The organism is Longimicrobium sp. (genome assembly GCF_036399255.1).
Taxonomy (GTDB): Bacteria; Gemmatimonadota; Gemmatimonadetes; order Longimicrobiales; family Longimicrobiaceae; genus Longimicrobium.
The window spans coordinates 84,397-98,873 of the sequence record NZ_DASWNM010000166.1; the positions used below are offsets into that span (position 1 = coordinate 84,397).

The window sequence follows — 14,477 nt, forward strand, 5'->3', positions numbered from 1 at the left end:
TCACGAGCCCTCCTCGTCCGCGCCGCCGCCGCGGCGGTCCATCTCCGTGCGGCCCTCGGGGGTGATGGACCAGCCGTCCGCCCCCGTCCGCCGAGCCCAGCCGCGCTCCGCCAGCGCGTCGAGCTCGTGCCGGGCGCCGGGGTGCATGGCCTCGAGCACGGCGGAGGTGTGCACGTGCTCCTGCCCGCCGTGCTGCACCGCCAGCGCGTGCAGGTCGCGCAGCACCGCCGTCACGTGAAGCTGCCGCCGGTTGCGCGCCTGCCGCACCGACTCCCAGACCAGCCCCCGGTTGGGCGCCAGCGCCAGCGAGACCAGCACGATCGCCGTCAGGCAGAGGACGATCGTGGGCCCCGTGGGCACGTGCTCGGCGGAGGAGCTGATGACGGCGCCCGAGACGCCGGCCAGCGCGCCGATCCCGCCGGCGACGATCACCATCATCCCCATGCGGTCCGTCCACTGGCGCGCGGCGGCGGCGGGGGCCACCACCATGGCGCTCATCAGCACCACGCCCACCGTCTGCAGGCCGATGACGATGGAGAGGACGAGGACGGAGGTCAGCAGCACGTCCAGCCAGCGCACGTTGAAGCCCAGGCTGGCGGCGAAGTCGGGATCGAACGAGAGCAGCTTGAACTCCTTCCAGAACAGCGCCGCGATCCCCAGGGCAATGCCGCCCAGGATGGCGATCATCACCACGTCGCGCTGCAGCAGCGTGGCCGCCTGGCCAAAGAGAAAGCGGTCCAGCCCGGCCTGGCTGGCGTCCGGCCGCTTCTGGATAAAGGTCAGCAGCACCAGCCCGAAGCCGAAGAAGACCGAGAGGACGATGCCCAGCGCGCTGTCTTCCTTGACCCGCGTGGCGCTGACGATGCGCATTACCAGCAGCGTGCCCAGCCACCCGGCCACGGCGGCGCCGAGGACCAGGACCAGCGGCGCCTTGCTCCCCGTGAGCAGAAAGGCCAGCGCGATGCCGGGAAGGGCGGCGTGGCTGATGGCGTCGCCCAGCAGGCTCTGCTTGCGGAGCACGGCGTACGAGCCCAGCGCGCCGCTGGTGGCGCCCAGTGCCGCCGCGCCCAGTGCCACCGTGCGGAGCGTGTAGTCGCCGAAGAGGTCGGGAAGCTGCATCACCGGATCAGCTCCACCCGCGGAGGGCGCGGTAGCGGTCCCACGGCTCGGGGTTCCAGAAGGCGATGCCGTGCCTGCGCGTCCACCACGCGTGCACCGCCAGCCCCAGCGCCATTGCCCCGAACACCCACGCCAGCGCCGCCGTCCGCCCCGCGAAGTTCGAGAGCAGCGCCGTGATGGCAAAGAAAAGCACGACCTTGCGGATGCGGCGCGCCTTGGACGTTCCCTCCTCGAACCGGCCGAAGAGGACCAGCCCCAGGCACAGCAGCCCCGCGGCGATGAACAGCTCGAAGTACATGGTTCCCTCCGGATATGTGCTGGCTCCAGGGAGCTTGTTTCCCTCGTCCCGCGACAGGCATCACGCTGCGTCCGCGGGGTGCCCCTCCCCCGGCCCCTCCCCGTTCGTTCCTCACGGAGAGGGGAGAATTCGATCCCGCTCGAACGGCTGCCGAGTGCGTCACATCGCCCCGGATTCTCCGGCTTGCCCTTCAGTCCGCGGCGGCGTGCAGGTGGGGAGCGGGATCCGCCGCCTCCACCTGCTCCTCGCGCCGCCGCTGCAGGAAGGGAACGCGGCCGCCGTAGGTAAGGCGCAGGTTTTCTTCGGTGAACACCTCGTCCACCGGGCCGCTGGCGATGCGGCGCACGTTCAGCAGCAGCACCTGGTCGAAGTACTCCGAGACCGTCTCCAGGTCGTGGTGCACCACCACCACCGTCTTTCCTTCCTCGCGCAGCTGCTGGAGGACGGTGACGATGGCGCGCTCCGTCTTGGCGTCGACGCCCTGGAACGGCTCGTCCATCAGGTACAGCCGCGCGTCCTGCACCAGCGCGCGCGCCAGGAACACCCGCTGCTGCTGCCCGCCGCTGAGCTGCGAGATCTGCCGCTCGGCAAAGTCCTGCATTCCCACCTGCGCCAGCGCCGCCATGGCCGACTCGCGCTGCTTCCTTCCCGGCCGCCGCAGCCACCCCAGGGCGCCGTAGCACCCCATCATCACCACGTCCAGCACGCTGGTGGGGAAGTCCCAGTCCACGCTGCCGCGCTGGGGGACGTAGGCCACCAGCTTGCGCTGCTCGGCGTACGGGCGCCCGTGCACCAGCACCTGGCCGGCCGCCGCGCGGACCAGCCCCAGCGCCGCCTTGATGAGCGTGGACTTGCCCGCGCCGTTGGGGCCCACGATGGCCATCAGCACCCCCGCGGGGACCTGCAGGTCAACGTCCCACAACACCGGTTTTTCGCGGTAGGCCACGGTGAGGTCGTTTACCTCGATGGCGGGCGTCTGGTCGTGCATGACGGGTTCTCTCATGGCGTCAGGGCTCGCGCAGCAGCGCGCCCGTGATGGTGTCGATGTTGTGGCGGACCATCCCCTCGTACGTCCCCGCCGACGTGCCCGGGTTGCCCATGGCGTCGGAGTACAGCGACCCGCCGATCCGCACGTCGAAGCCGCGCGCCCGCACCGCCTCCTGCACCGCCTCGATGGTGCGGCGGGGGATGGACGACTCCACGAACACGGCGGGAATGCGCCGCGTGGCGATGAACTCGGCCAGCGCCTGCACGTCGGCCGTGCCCGCCTCGGAGGCGGTGCTGATGCCCTGCAGCCCCCGCACCTGGAATCCGTAGGCCCGCCCGAAGTAGTTGAAGGCGTCGTGCGCGGTGATCAGCACCCGCTTGTCCCGCGGCACCTGGGCCGCGCGGGCGCGGACGTACTGGTCCAGCGCGGCCATCCGGGTGTGGTAGCGCTGCGCGTTGGCGTAGTAGTCGGCGGCATGGGCGGGGTCTTCCTCCGCCAGCGTCTGGGCGATCACGTCCACCGTGTACGCCCACAGGCGCACGTCGAACCACACGTGCGGATCGTGCGCGCCCTGGAACTCGGGCGGGGTGAGCAGCTGGTCCACGGGAATGCCGCGGGTGACCGCGCGTACGCGGGTGCGGCCGCCCATCTCCTCCAGCACCTCGCCCATGCGGGCCTCCAGGTGCAGGCCGCCGTAAAAGATGACGTCGGCGCGGAACAGGCGGCGCACGTCGCCCTCGCTGGCCTTGTACAGGTGCGGGTCCACGCCGGGCCCCATCAGCCCCACCACGCGCACGTGCTCGCCCCCCACGTTCTCCACCACGTCGCGGATCATGCCAATGGTGGTGACCACGTTCACCCGCCCCGCCTCTTCCGGCGGGTTGGGCGGCGCGCAGGCCCCGGCCGCCACGGCGAAGACCAGCGCGAACGCCATCCCTACTTTGCCGATCCTCCTTCCGAGGCCCCGCCCGTCCATTTGCTTCATCCGCCCGTAGAAGATTTTTAGAGTCGCTTAAATTTCTCTCAGCCAGGATACACTTTGCTGTAGCTGGCGTCAAGGGGGCTGTGGATTGGGGGATGTCACATGTGGCGGGATGAGAGCGGGTGGAGGGAGGTTTCGGCAGATTCAGCGCGAGGGGCGCGCCCCCTCCGGGCTCGCATTACTCGCCCACCTCCCCCAAAACTGCTGGGGGAGGTTGGGGGTGAAGCGGAGAGTGGAGGCTCGTCGAAGGAGATCAAACGGGCGCCCGACAGGGCCCCCTCTCCCCCGGCCCCTCTCCCCGCGGAGCGGGAGAAAGGGGAGAATTCGATCCCGTTTCGGAGAGTTCTGCCCGAGGGGCACGCCCCCTCCGGGCTCGTATTACTCGCCCACCTCCCCCAAAACTGCTGGGGGAGGTTGAGGGTGAAGCGGAGAGTGGAGGCTCGTCGAAGGAGATCCAACTGGCGCCCGACAGAGCCCCCTCTCCCCCGGCCCCTCTCCCCGCGGAGCGGGAGAACGGGGAGAATTCGATCGCGCTTCGGAGAGTTCTGCCCGAGGGGCACGCCCCCTCCGGGCTCGCATTACTCGCCCACCTCCCCCAAAACTGCTGGGGGAGGTTGGGGGTGAAGCGGAGATCGGGTGTTGCCGTGTGTGTGGGGCGAGATGGTGGGCCGCCCCCCTCCCCGGCCCTCCCCCGCGAACTGCGCGGGGGAGGGTGACGCGCTCAACAGGTATCGGAGCGGGATCGAATTCTCCCCTCTCCGCGAGGAACGAGCAGGGAGGGGCCGGGAGAGGGGGCCGCCTCGGACGCAGTTCGACCCATTCGCCGAGCCCTGATCCGTCGGACACCTCAACCTCCCCCAGCAATTTTGGGGGAGGTGGCGAGCCTAAGCGAGCCGGAGGGGGCGCCCGCCGGCGCAGCTCGATGTCGTTCGAAGCGTCGCGCTGCTTTTCGGCCGGGGGGGGGTGGGGTAGGGGGCCCCCTACCGCGCCAGCGCCTGCTCCAGCACCCGCCCGTCCAGCGTCTCCGTGGGCGCCACGCCCAGCACGTGCGCCAGGGTGGGGCCCATGTCCACCACCCGGGCGAACGTGTCATAGCGGCCGGGGCGGATGCCGGCGCCGTAGAAGATCACGGGGACGTGCGCGTCGTACCCGTGCGGGGTGCCGTGCATGGCGTAGCTGCGCGCGCCCCACACCGCGCCGGGCCGCAGCGTCACCACCAGGGGGATGGGCTGGTCGCGGGGGATCATGTGCAGCCACCGGCGCGCCACCTCGTCCCGCTGCACCGCCTCGGTATCCATCGCCCGCAGGTCCTCCATCCGGTCCACGCGCGCCACACCGGGCACCCGCCGCGCCGCCGCGGCAAAGTCACGCAGGAACGCGTCCGCATCCATCCCCGCCGGCAGCCGGTCCCGCCGGACGAAGAGCAGCCCGTCGTCCCACTCGATGGCCGCGGCGCCGGCGCCCATTGCGCTCACCTGCCCGCCCAGGCGCCGGATGATGGTGTCGACGCTCACGTGGAACGCCCCCGCGCTGTCGCCGTACGCCACCTCCGGAAACGAGGCCACGCCGTGGTCCGACGTCAGCGCGAAGACGACGTGCGACGAATCCACCTGCGCGTACACGGAGTCGATGAAGGCGCCCAGCGTGCGGTCCAGCCGCAGCACCTGGTCGTGGATCTCGCGCGAGTCGGGGCCGTAGCGATGCCCCACCGCGTCCGTGGTGGAGAACGACACCGCCAGCAGGTCCGGCGCGGCGCCGCGCCCCAGGTTCATCGCCCGCAGCCCGGCGATGGCGGCGTCGGCCGTCAGCTGGTCCATGAACGGGAACTCGGTGAAGTACTTCGCGGCCGAATCCGGGTGCGCGGGAATGCGGTGCGGAAAGGCGGGCTCGTGCCGCCCCCCGGCGATGGGCGACGCGCTCTCCCAGCGGACGGTGTCGGGCTCGGGGTACTGGCGGCGGTCCATCAGCAGGGTCCACTGGCGCCCCGCCATGGACTGCGGGATGCGCCGCGCGTTGAACGCCTTTACCCAGTCCGGCAGCGTGTCGGCGTAGTAGGTGCTGGTGGTGAACCCGCCGCGGAAGTCGTACCAGAACACGGACTGGTGCGCGCGCCCCAGCGGCAGGATGGCGCCGCGGTCCTTGCGCGAGATGGAGAGCGCGCGGCTGCGGGCGTCCGCCGTGCGCATCCAGTCGATCAGGGTGCTGCCGCGAAAGCGGAAGGGCGACGCGCCGGTCCCGCCGCCGATCAGCGTGGTCTGCGAATCCAGCACGCCGTATGCGTTGCCCACGATGCCCGTGCTGGCGGGAAAGCGCCCGGAAAGCGTGCTGGCGTGCCCCGGCGCCGTCTCGGTGACGGCGTGGTCCTGGTACCCGCGGCTGAAGAACGCCCCGCCGCGCGCCAGCCGCGCCAGTCCGCCGGTGAGCTGCCGCTGGTAGCGGGTAAAGTAGTCCGGCCGCAGCTGGTCCACGGTGATGAACACCACCAGCGCCGGCCGCTCCGCCTGCACCTGCGCGCGCGCGGACGTGGGGGCGAGCGCCAGCGCGGCGACGAGGGACGCGAAGAATCGTCTGATCATGGGGTCCTGCGGGTCGTCAGGTCGATGACGGATGCGAGCGGGTCCAACCTAGGCATCCGCACGTACATACGCTACCGGACCGGCGCCTTGCCCAGGCGGAGGGAGGACAGGAATCGCGGCGGCGATAGAGCGTGTATGCTGGACGGCGGGATCTTTTTGTCACACAGAATTCCGGGGCGATGCCCGGGAAAGGGTCCGCGCGAGGGGTGCGGGATTCTTCGGTCGCGCCACCTGGCTCCGCGGTTTTCCCGACAGTCGAGAGTGGGCGCTTTCTCGGAATGACAGGCGTTTCCGCGGTTCGGTTTGAGCAAGGATCAAATGCTCAGCCTGTTCAGGACGTACAGGCCATACGCCACGAGCCCGGCGAGCAGCGCCGCGCCGGCGGTGGCCCAGGAGTCCGGGACCGCCGGCTCGTAGATGAGCACCTGGCTGCGGTGCAGCGACACACGCGTGCGAGGACCGCGCAGCAGTCCCGACGGGTCCGCCGCGCCCTCGCGCCAGCCGATCACGCTGTCCATCGTGATCTGCACGTTGCGCAACTCCATCATCGTCCCGGCGCCGCTGGGAGTGACGCGCGCCGCGCCGATCAGCACCACGCCCTCTTCCCGCGGCGACGGCATCGCAGGCACGTGCCGCCACTGCGTGCACCCGGACGACGCGATGGCCAGGGCCACCAGCGCAAGGCGAAGGGCGAGGTTCATCAGGACGGCTCCAGGTGCTGGTGGATGGACGCCACCGCATCGCGGGGCCCGAGGCAGCGGGTGCGACCGTCAGGGGGCCTCGGCGCCTTCCACCAGCAGCGCCGCGGCCCCGACCCCCAGGAAGAGGAGCGCCGTCCTCACCAGGTCGAACCCCTCATGCTGAATGTGCCGCACCTCCGACCTGTGCAGGGCCAGCCGCCGGCCGGCCATGGGCTCCCGGGCGCGAAACCCGGCCAGGCTATCGGCGGTCACCACCACCGAGCTCAGAACCACGGAGTAGCCGTCGACGTGCGTGACGCGCGTGGACGCCAGCCGGACCGGGGCATCGGGCGCCGGGGCGGGCAGGCTCGCCCGCCGCCAGCCCATGCACCCGGGCGTCGCGGCGACCAGGCCGGCGAGCAGAAGGTGGCGGACGAGCTTCATCGTCGGATGGGGAACGCGTAATGGCCTCCCGGCCGGCGCACCCGGGCAGGTCCCCGGCCGTGCACGCAAGATCCGGACGTAATGGCGCGTCGATACCGGAGCGGTCACAGCCGGCGCAGGAACTCGATGCCCCCGATCCGCCGGCCCTCCAGCACGTCCAGCACCAGTGTGCCCTCCCTGGGGTGCTCCAGCATGACGTTCTCGGCGATCTGCCACTCCGCGCCGGGCTGGTTGGCATCCGCCGGATCCACGAAGCACAGGTACGCGCGCCCGTCCTCCGCCGCGCGGGTGCAGCAGGCGAGCGCGTCCGGCAGCCACGGCAGGTCCGGCCGGCTCGTTCGCACCCACTCCGCCAGCCATGCGGGATCGTACGGCTTCCAGTCCATTCATCCCTCCCTTTCGTGAACGCGATGATCGTGCGACTGTAGCACCGGGCCGGAACGGCATCCCGGTGTGACAAGGTTCTTGCATCTACCGGAATCCGTCCCTATCTGTTCGATACAAAGCCGTCTCGCCAGTCCGGCAGCACCCGCCCGCGCCGCGCTCCCGCGGCCCCTGAACGCGGACGGCGCACCTGTACCCCCGTCGATCCCATGAATCCATCCCGTGTGCAGCCGTCGCACGCCCGCACCCACCGCCCGCGGCGCCTGCTGTACGCCGCCGCGCTGCTCCTGGCCGCCGTGTTCGCCCCGGGGCTGGCGGCCCAGAACGGGACCCTGACCGGCCGCGTGACCGACGCGGGCGACGGCGCGCCGCTGTCCGGCGCCGTGGTCCGCCTGGGCGGCGGCCCCAGCGCCACCACCGGCGCGAACGGCACCTACCGGCTGGAGGCGCCGGCCGGCAGCTACGAGGTCACCGTGACGCGCCTGGGCTTCAGCGCGGCGCGCGGCCCCGTCCGGCTGACGGCGGGCGAGACCACCACGCTGGACCTGGCGCTGTTCGAGTCGGCGCAGGTGCTGGAGGCGGTGGTGGCGGTGGGCACGCGGCGGCCGGACCGCACCGTGACCGACGCGACGGTGCCCGTGGACGTGCTGACCGCGGCCGACATCCAGGCCACCGGCCTTACCGAGACGGCGCAGATCATCCAGCGGCTGGCGCCCTCCGTGAACTTTCCGCGCGCCACCGTCAGCGACGGCACCGACCACGTGCGCCCCGCCACCCTGCGCGGCCTGGCGCCCGACCAGGTGCTGGTGCTGGTGAACGGCAAGCGGCGCCACAACAGCGCGCTGGTGAACGTAAACGGCAGCGTGGGCCGCGGCAGCACCGCGGTGGACCTGAACGCCATTCCCGCGTCGGCCATCGAGCGCATCGAGATCCTGCGCGACGGCGCGGCGGCGCAGTACGGCTCCGACGCCATCGCGGGCGTCATCAACATCGTCCTCAAGCAGGGCGGCCGCCGCGAGGCGCTGCTGAGCGCGGGGCAGACCACCGAGGGCGACGGGCGCGTGCTGCAGCTGGCGGGCACCGGCGGCCGCGACTTCGGCGAGGCGGGGTTCGTGTCGCTGAGCGTGGAGCTGCGCGACCGCGAGAACACCAACCGCTCCCTCCCCGACACGCGCCAGCAGTACTTTCCCGGCGACCCGCGCAACAACAACCGCGCCCGGGTCAACCACCGCCAGGGCGACAGCGACTCGCGCGACGCGGGGCTCTTTCTGAACGCCGCCGTCCCGCTGGGCCCGGTCGTCGAGGCGTACGCGTTCGGCGGCCTGTCCCGGCGCGACGGCGAGGCGGCCGGCTTCTTTCGCCGGGCCAACGACGCCCGCACGGTGCGCTCCATCCACCCCGACGGGTTCCTCCCCCTGATCTCCACCACCATCGTGGACGGGTCCGGCGTGGCGGGGGTGCGCGGCACGGCGGCGGGGTTCCGCTACGACCTGAGCGGCGTGTACGGCCGCAACACGTTCGCCTTCGACGTGCTGAACAGCAACAACGTGTCGATGGGCAACGACAGCCCCACCGACTTCTACGCGGGGACGCTGCGCTTCGACCAGGCCACCGCCAACCTGGACCTGTCGCGCGAGCTGGCGCTGGGGCTTCCCGACGCGGTGAACGTGGCCTTTGGCGCCGAGTACCGCCGCGACGGCTACGGCATCGAGGCGGGCGACGAGGCGTCGTACAAGAACGGCGGCGTGGCCATCCTGGACGGCCCCTCGGCGGGGCAGCTGGCGGCGGTGGGCGCGCAGGTGTTTCCCGGCTTTCGCCCGTCGGACGCCAAGGACGTGTCGCGCCACAACTGGGCCGGCTACGTGGACGTGGAGGTGACGCCGGTGCGCGGGCTGCTGCTGAACGTGGCGGGGCGCTTCGAGGACTACAGCGACTTCGGCAGCACCCGCGACGGCAAGCTGGCCGCGCGGCTGCAGGTGATGCCCGCGCTGGCCGTGCGCGGCGCGGTGGGCACCGGCTTTCGCGCGCCGTCGCTGGGGCAGAGCTACTTCTCGTCCACGGCCACCAACTTCCTGGTGATCAACGGCGTCAACACGCCGGTGGACGTGCGCACCTTTCCCGCGGGGAGCGACGAGGCGGCGGTGCTGGGCGCCACGCCGCTGCGGCCGGAAGAGTCGGTGAACTACAGCGCGGGGTTCGCCTGGGAGCCCGCGCGCGAGCTGTCGCTGACGGTGGACGCGTACCGCATCGACATCGACGACCGCATCGTCTTTTCCGAAAACTTTACGGGCACGGCCATCCGCCAGCTGTTCGAGGCGGCGGGCTTCGTGGGGGTAACGGGCGGGCGCTTCTTCACCAACGCCATCGACACGCGCACCACGGGCGTGGACGTGGTGCTGCAGTACGCGCGTCCGGTGGGGCCCGGGATGCTGCGCTTTACCGGCGGCGGCAACCTGACGAAGACGGAGGTGCTGACGGACTCGGTGGTCACGCCGCCGCAGCTGGTCGGCCTGGGCGAGGTGCTGTTCGGGCGGGTGGAGCGCGGGCGGCTGGAGCGCGGCCAGCCCCGCAGCAGCCTGAACCTGGCGCTGAACTATGCGATGGAGCGGTTCACCTTCAACCTGAACAACCGCCGCTTCGGCGAGGTGACGGTGTACGGCGCGGCGCCGGCCGACTCGCCCACCAACACCGACCAGACGTTCGGGGCGCGGTGGATCACGGACGTGGACGTGAGCTACCGGGTGCGCGGCGGGCTTACGGCGGCGATCGGAGCCAACAACGTGCTGGGCGTGTACCCCGAGCAGAACTTCCGCAGCCCCACCGGCGCCGACAACAGCAACGCGGGGATCTTTCCGTACAACCAGGTGAGCCCGTTCGGCTTCAACGGCGCCTTCTACTACGTGCGCCTGAGCTGGCAGGGGCTGTAGCGCCGGCCTCGTAGAAGAAGACCTCACCAGAGGCGCGGAGACGCGGAGAGAGAAAGGAAGAATTGTCCTCTCCGCGCCTCCGCGCCTCTACGTGAGGCCAGATCCTGAAAAAGAAATGATCGTACAGAGGAACAGAGTCAGACAGAGAAAGCGAGCTGAACATCCTCCCGGTTCCTCTGTCTGCTCTGTTCCTCTGTACCCCATGAAGGTGTCGTTTCCCCGGATTCGGTATAAGGCCCTGCTGGGGTGGATGGCGCGGCCGGATATCGACGAAGCGCCCCGCCGGACGGATCCGGCGGGGCGCTTCACGTCATCCACCCCGCGTCCCCTGCCGCTACCGGTTCTGGGCGAGCTCCTGAAAGGCCTCGGCCCGCTTGCTGTAGCGGATTACGGTGGGCTCGTCGCGGCGCATGTCGGCCACGGTGGCCAGGGCCGCGTACGCGTAGTAGTACTGCATGGGAATGTTGCGCGTGGCGTCGTCGGCCCACACGGCGCGGTCGGGCATGTTGCGGAACATGAAGACGCGGTCCAGCAGCTCGGTGTTGCGCTGCACGTCGAAGTACCCGCCCGTGAACTGCATCACGTTGGGGTCCGCCGGCATGGGCATGAGCCCCGCGGTCTCGTCGGGCCCCATCAGCTTGTACGCCAGCCCCTGCCGCGCCGTCTGCTGCACCAGCCCCAGCTCGATGTGCGTGTTGGTGGTGGCCGCAAAGTAGATAGGCCGGTCGCCCCAGGTGCCCGTCACCATCAGCGTCACGAACTGGTGCGACGGGTAGATCTCCTGGTTGGGCGGCAGCTGAAAGGTGATCCCGCGCGCCTCGAAGCCCATCCCCTCGGTGGAAAGGATGCCGCCGCTGCTGGTGAGCTGCTCGATCTGCACGTCGCTCAGGTCCAGGATGGAGCGCGTGGGCGGTTTGGGATTCCCGTAGATGCGCGGCGCCTTCGAGGGATCGAACGGGCGCTGGCAGATGATGCGCGTGGGGTCCTGCATCGCCGCGCCGGGCGTGGGGCAGGGGCGCGTAAGGTCGCGCAGCTGCTTTACGTACCACGGCGTGTTGAAGTACGACATCACGATCACCGTGACGTCGCGGCGAATTCCCTCCACCTCCTGCAGGTACCACAGCGGAAAGGTGTCGTTGTCGCCGTTGGTGATCAGCACCCCGTACGGCTCTACCGACTGCAGCACGTTGTAGGCAAAGTCGCGCGCGGCGTAGTCGCCCGTGCGGGTGGCGTACTTCCAGTTGGTGAGCAGGGGGATCAGCGCCAGCGCCATGATGGGGCTGGCCGCCGCCAGCATTCCCCGGCGGTTGCCCAGCGCCTCCACCAGCCGCAGCCAGAGCGCGGTGAGCCCCACGCCCACCCACAGCCCCCACACGCTGAAGGTGATGACGTAGAAGTAGTCGCGCTCGCGCACCTCCGAGTCCGGGTACCCCATCACCTGCTGCTGGCGGTAGCCGTACTTGAAGTTCATGTAGTACACCAGGCCGAACGACAGCGTAAAGAACAGCACCGCCACGTACCAGAAGCTCTTCCGGTCGCGTGCGTAGTGCTGCACCGCGCCAAACAGCCCCAGCAGCAGGAAGAGCAGCGTAAACGGCATCCGCATGGCCGCGAAGTAGCCCGAATGCCCGTCCAGCGAGCGCGACCACTGCCAGTCGAAGTACTGGAAGAAGTTGGCCATCTGCGCGGGGAACGGCGCCATGCGCTGGGTCATGGGCGGCTTCTGGTACTGCTCGCGCTTCAGCGCCGACGCCAGGTCAGGGCAGTCGCCCACGTAGCGCCCCATCGTCACCGACGACATCACCGCCGTCACCAGGCTTTCGCACTTGGGCGCGGCCTCGTTGATGACCGGGTCCTGGTTGGCGCGAATGGGCAGGTACAGCTGCACGCTCAACCCCAGCACGGCCACGCCCGCCAGCAGCGGGTACAGCTTCCAGTTGGCGAGGGACTGCGGCTTTACCAGCAGCAGGAACACGAACAGCGCCGGCGCGGCCAGGAACGCCATCAGGTGGTTGCCCACCGACAGCGCCAGGATGAAGATCACCAGCAGGATGGCGTTGTCGTCGTGAAAGCGGCGGTTGCGCTGGCCGCGGTGCTCTTCGACGTTGTCGCGCCACAGAAACGCCAGCCACGAGATCAGCGCGATGGTGAACAGCGTGACGGTGTACACCTTTTCGTTCACGTTGCTCTGGTTCCACACCGTGAACGCCGTCCCCGACACCCACACCGCCGCAAACGCGCCCACCCGCCGCACCGTCTCGTTGGGGGTGAACGCCACGAGAATGCGGTGCACCACCAGGAACCAGAAGAACGCGGCCCCGGCGCTCATGGCCGCCGAGAACAGGTTGATGCGCACCGCCACCGACAGCCCCAGCGGCGACAGCAGCAGCTCCCACGCGCGGGCCAGCAGCACGAACAGCGGGTTCCCCGGCGGATGCGGGATGCCCAGGATGTGCGCGGTGGCGATGTACTCGCTGGTATCCCAGAACGCCGTGGTGGGCGCCAGGGTCAGGGCGTACAGGATGAACAGCGCCAGCGCCGACGCCCCGGCCCACAGGTAGGGCGGGCGGTGGGCGGCGACGGAAAGGGAGACGGGCTCCGCGCGGGCGGCGCCTGCCCGCGCGGTCTGTGCTGCCTGGTTCATGAAACCACTCGGCCGTGAGGTCCGGGACGTGGACTGTGCTCTGGGGGCAAAACGCATGGAAAGTAAGCGGTTGGCCGGGGCGTGGGAAGGAGTGCCGGGGTCCGGCGGCGCGAAAGCGGGGCGCCGCGCCGCATCCCGCCGCGCGGACGCGTACGGATTCGCGCTGGCTCCCTTACGCATCCATGTGGGGAATGGGATGCCGGCGCGGGGCGGATTGTTGGATGGGGATGCGGTTCGCCGATCGATCCGGCGGGCGGACCGCTAGCCAGGTGCGGCGCCCGCGCGTTATCGTGCCCCGTTCACGCACCGCCGCCGCCCGACCACGAGCCGCATGCACGCCGAAACCGCCCCCGCGCCCCGACGCCGCTCGCCGCTGATCCCGCTGTTCATCGGGTTCGCGCTGGCGCTGCCGTTCCTGGGCTTGTTCCGCATCCATCCGGATGGCGCGTTCGACCTGCTGGCGCTCATCCTGGCGTTCACGGGCGGCATCTACCTTGGGGCGGCGCTGCAGGGGGAATCGCGCGGCAAGCTGATCGTCGAGAGCGTCTTCGGTGCCGTGATGGTGGTGCTGGGGCTGCTGTCGCTGACGTGGACGCCGCTGTGGATGGCGCTGGGGTTCGTGCTGCACGGTGTGTGGGACCTGGTGCACCACACCGGCGGTGTGCGGCACGGCGTGCGCCGGTGGTTTCCCCCGTTCTGCGCCGCGTGGGACTGGGCCATCGCGGCGATGGTGGTCTTCTTCAGCTGAGCGGGCGCTTGAGGATGGCGATGATCTCCCGCGTGCCGCCCTGGCCCTGGCCGTACGCCGTGTCCAGCGCGCTCACCAGCTCCCACCCTTCGCGTCCCAGCGCGTTCAGCCGGTCGCGCAGCTCGTCGATGTCTACCTTGCCGCCCAGCCAGCCCCCCGGCTCCACCTTCAGCGTCTGATACTCCCACCCGGCCATCGTTCCTCCCCCGTGTAGTTGCGGTAGTTGCGGAACGGAGCTCCGCGAAATCGAAAAACCATCGGCCGCACCCCCATCTGTCATTCCGAGGGAGCGCCCACCCCACCTTCTCCGCTCTCTCCGGTGCTGGCGCGCGACCGAGGAATCTACTGTCCGTTTCCTCGTGGCCTGCCGCGATGCCCCGGACCGGCTCCGTCTGGCGATTTCGCCGCCGCGGCGATGGTGCGGGCTGCCGCGTCCGGCCGCGCGCGGGCCGAAGGTAGATTCCTCGGCCCTGCAACGGGTGGCGCGATCATTGGGCGGCGGTGTCGCCGGACCTCGGAATGACAGGCCGCACTCCCCCCATCTGTCATTCCGAGGGAGCGCCCACCCCACCTTCTCCGCTCTCTCCGGTGCTGGCGCGCGACCGAGGACTCTACTGTCCGTTTCCTCGTGGCCTGCCGCGAAGCCCCGGACCGGCCCCGTCTGGCGATTTCGCCGCCGCGGCGATG

12 protein-coding genes are annotated in these 14,477 nt (G+C 70.4%); 2 read left to right on the forward strand and 10 right to left on the reverse strand.

Annotated elements, in window-relative coordinates; translation table 11 throughout:
- The 8 genes from VGC13_RS31925 to VGC13_RS31960 form a co-directional block, all read right to left on the reverse strand.
- Window positions 1-1,119, reverse strand: coding sequence for a metal ABC transporter permease (locus VGC13_RS31925; protein ID WP_331129410.1), 1,119 nt, complete (start codon window positions 1,117-1,119; stop codon window positions 1-3).
- A 7-nt stretch (window positions 1,120-1,126) separates the two neighbouring features.
- A complete protein-coding gene (locus VGC13_RS31930; RefSeq protein ID WP_331129411.1) occupies window positions 1,127-1,417 on the reverse strand; it encodes a hypothetical protein in 291 nt (96 codons plus the stop codon).
- 190 nt (window positions 1,418-1,607) lie between these two features.
- A complete protein-coding gene (locus tag VGC13_RS31935; RefSeq protein WP_331129412.1) occupies window positions 1,608-2,420 on the reverse strand; it encodes a metal ABC transporter ATP-binding protein in 813 nt (270 codons plus the stop codon).
- A 4-nt stretch (window positions 2,421-2,424) separates the two neighbouring features.
- A complete protein-coding gene (locus VGC13_RS31940) occupies window positions 2,425-3,339 on the reverse strand; it encodes a metal ABC transporter solute-binding protein, Zn/Mn family (RefSeq protein WP_331129413.1) in 915 nt (304 codons plus the stop codon).
- 1,028 nt (window positions 3,340-4,367) lie between these two features.
- A complete protein-coding gene (locus VGC13_RS31945; RefSeq protein ID WP_331129414.1) occupies window positions 4,368-5,963 on the reverse strand; it encodes an alkaline phosphatase family protein in 1,596 nt (531 codons plus the stop codon).
- A gap of 314 nt (window positions 5,964-6,277) precedes the next feature.
- Window positions 6,278-6,664 carry a hypothetical protein gene (locus tag VGC13_RS31950; RefSeq protein ID WP_331129415.1) on the reverse strand — a complete coding sequence of 129 codons (387 nt, stop codon included), beginning with the start codon at window positions 6,662-6,664 and terminating at the stop codon, window positions 6,278-6,280.
- Between the two features lie 69 nt (window positions 6,665-6,733).
- Window positions 6,734-7,087: a hypothetical protein gene (locus VGC13_RS31955; protein WP_331129416.1), complete on the reverse strand. Its 354-nt coding sequence runs from the start codon at window positions 7,085-7,087 to the stop codon at window positions 6,734-6,736.
- A gap of 104 nt (window positions 7,088-7,191) precedes the next feature.
- The gene (locus VGC13_RS31960; RefSeq protein ID WP_331129417.1) at window positions 7,192-7,473 is read right to left on the reverse strand and encodes a hypothetical protein; all 282 of its coding nucleotides are present in this window, start codon (window positions 7,471-7,473) and stop codon (window positions 7,192-7,194) included.
- A 207-nt stretch (window positions 7,474-7,680) separates the two neighbouring features.
- On the opposite strand from VGC13_RS31960, the gene VGC13_RS31965 reads away from it, so the two are divergent.
- Complete coding sequence (locus VGC13_RS31965) at window positions 7,681-10,398, forward strand: TonB-dependent receptor (protein ID WP_331129418.1); 2,718 nt, start codon at window positions 7,681-7,683, stop codon at window positions 10,396-10,398.
- Window positions 10,399-10,732: 334 nt separating this feature from the next.
- Here VGC13_RS31965 and VGC13_RS31970 read toward each other — a convergent pair whose 3' ends face one another.
- On the reverse strand, window positions 10,733-13,042 hold the full coding sequence (locus VGC13_RS31970) for a DUF2723 domain-containing protein (protein WP_331129419.1): 2,310 nt from the start codon (window positions 13,040-13,042) through the stop codon (window positions 10,733-10,735).
- A 331-nt stretch (window positions 13,043-13,373) separates the two neighbouring features.
- Between VGC13_RS31970 and VGC13_RS31975 the strand changes: the two genes are divergently transcribed.
- Window positions 13,374-13,790 (forward strand): DUF6010 family protein, encoded by a 417-nt coding sequence (locus VGC13_RS31975; protein WP_331129420.1) that lies wholly within the window; start codon window positions 13,374-13,376, stop codon window positions 13,788-13,790.
- On the opposite strand, the gene VGC13_RS31980 is transcribed toward VGC13_RS31975, so the two are convergent.
- On the reverse strand, window positions 13,783-13,986 hold the full coding sequence (locus tag VGC13_RS31980; RefSeq protein ID WP_331129421.1) for a DUF4177 domain-containing protein: 204 nt from the start codon (window positions 13,984-13,986) through the stop codon (window positions 13,783-13,785). The two genes, VGC13_RS31975 and VGC13_RS31980, sit on opposite strands and share 8 nt — an antisense overlap.
- Window positions 13,987-14,477: the final 491 nt, after the last annotated feature.

Bases quoted from the DNA above. Each gene is read 5' to 3' on its own strand.
- VGC13_RS31925 (WP_331129410.1), bottom strand. From the start codon at position 1,119: ATGCAGCTTCCCGACCTCTTCGGCGACTACACGCTCCGCACGGTGGCA.
- VGC13_RS31930 (WP_331129411.1), bottom strand. From the start codon at position 1,417: ATGTACTTCGAGCTGTTCATCGCCGCGGGGCTGCTGTGCCTGGGGCTG.
- VGC13_RS31935 (WP_331129412.1), bottom strand. From the start codon at position 2,420: ATGAGAGAACCCGTCATGCACGACCAGACGCCCGCCATCGAGGTAAAC.
- VGC13_RS31940 (WP_331129413.1), bottom strand. From the start codon at position 3,339: ATGGCGTTCGCGCTGGTCTTCGCCGTGGCGGCCGGGGCCTGCGCGCCG.
- VGC13_RS31945 (WP_331129414.1), bottom strand. From the start codon at position 5,963: ATGATCAGACGATTCTTCGCGTCCCTCGTCGCCGCGCTGGCGCTCGCC.
- VGC13_RS31950 (WP_331129415.1), bottom strand. From the start codon at position 6,664: ATGAACCTCGCCCTTCGCCTTGCGCTGGTGGCCCTGGCCATCGCGTCG.
- VGC13_RS31955 (WP_331129416.1), bottom strand. From the start codon at position 7,087: ATGAAGCTCGTCCGCCACCTTCTGCTCGCCGGCCTGGTCGCCGCGACG.
- VGC13_RS31960 (WP_331129417.1), bottom strand. From the start codon at position 7,473: ATGGACTGGAAGCCGTACGATCCCGCATGGCTGGCGGAGTGGGTGCGA.
- VGC13_RS31965 (WP_331129418.1), top strand. From the start codon at position 7,681: ATGAATCCATCCCGTGTGCAGCCGTCGCACGCCCGCACCCACCGCCCG.
- VGC13_RS31970 (WP_331129419.1), bottom strand. From the start codon at position 13,042: ATGAACCAGGCAGCACAGACCGCGCGGGCAGGCGCCGCCCGCGCGGAG.
- VGC13_RS31975 (WP_331129420.1), top strand. From the start codon at position 13,374: ATGCACGCCGAAACCGCCCCCGCGCCCCGACGCCGCTCGCCGCTGATC.
- VGC13_RS31980 (WP_331129421.1), bottom strand. From the start codon at position 13,986: ATGGCCGGGTGGGAGTATCAGACGCTGAAGGTGGAGCCGGGGGGCTGG.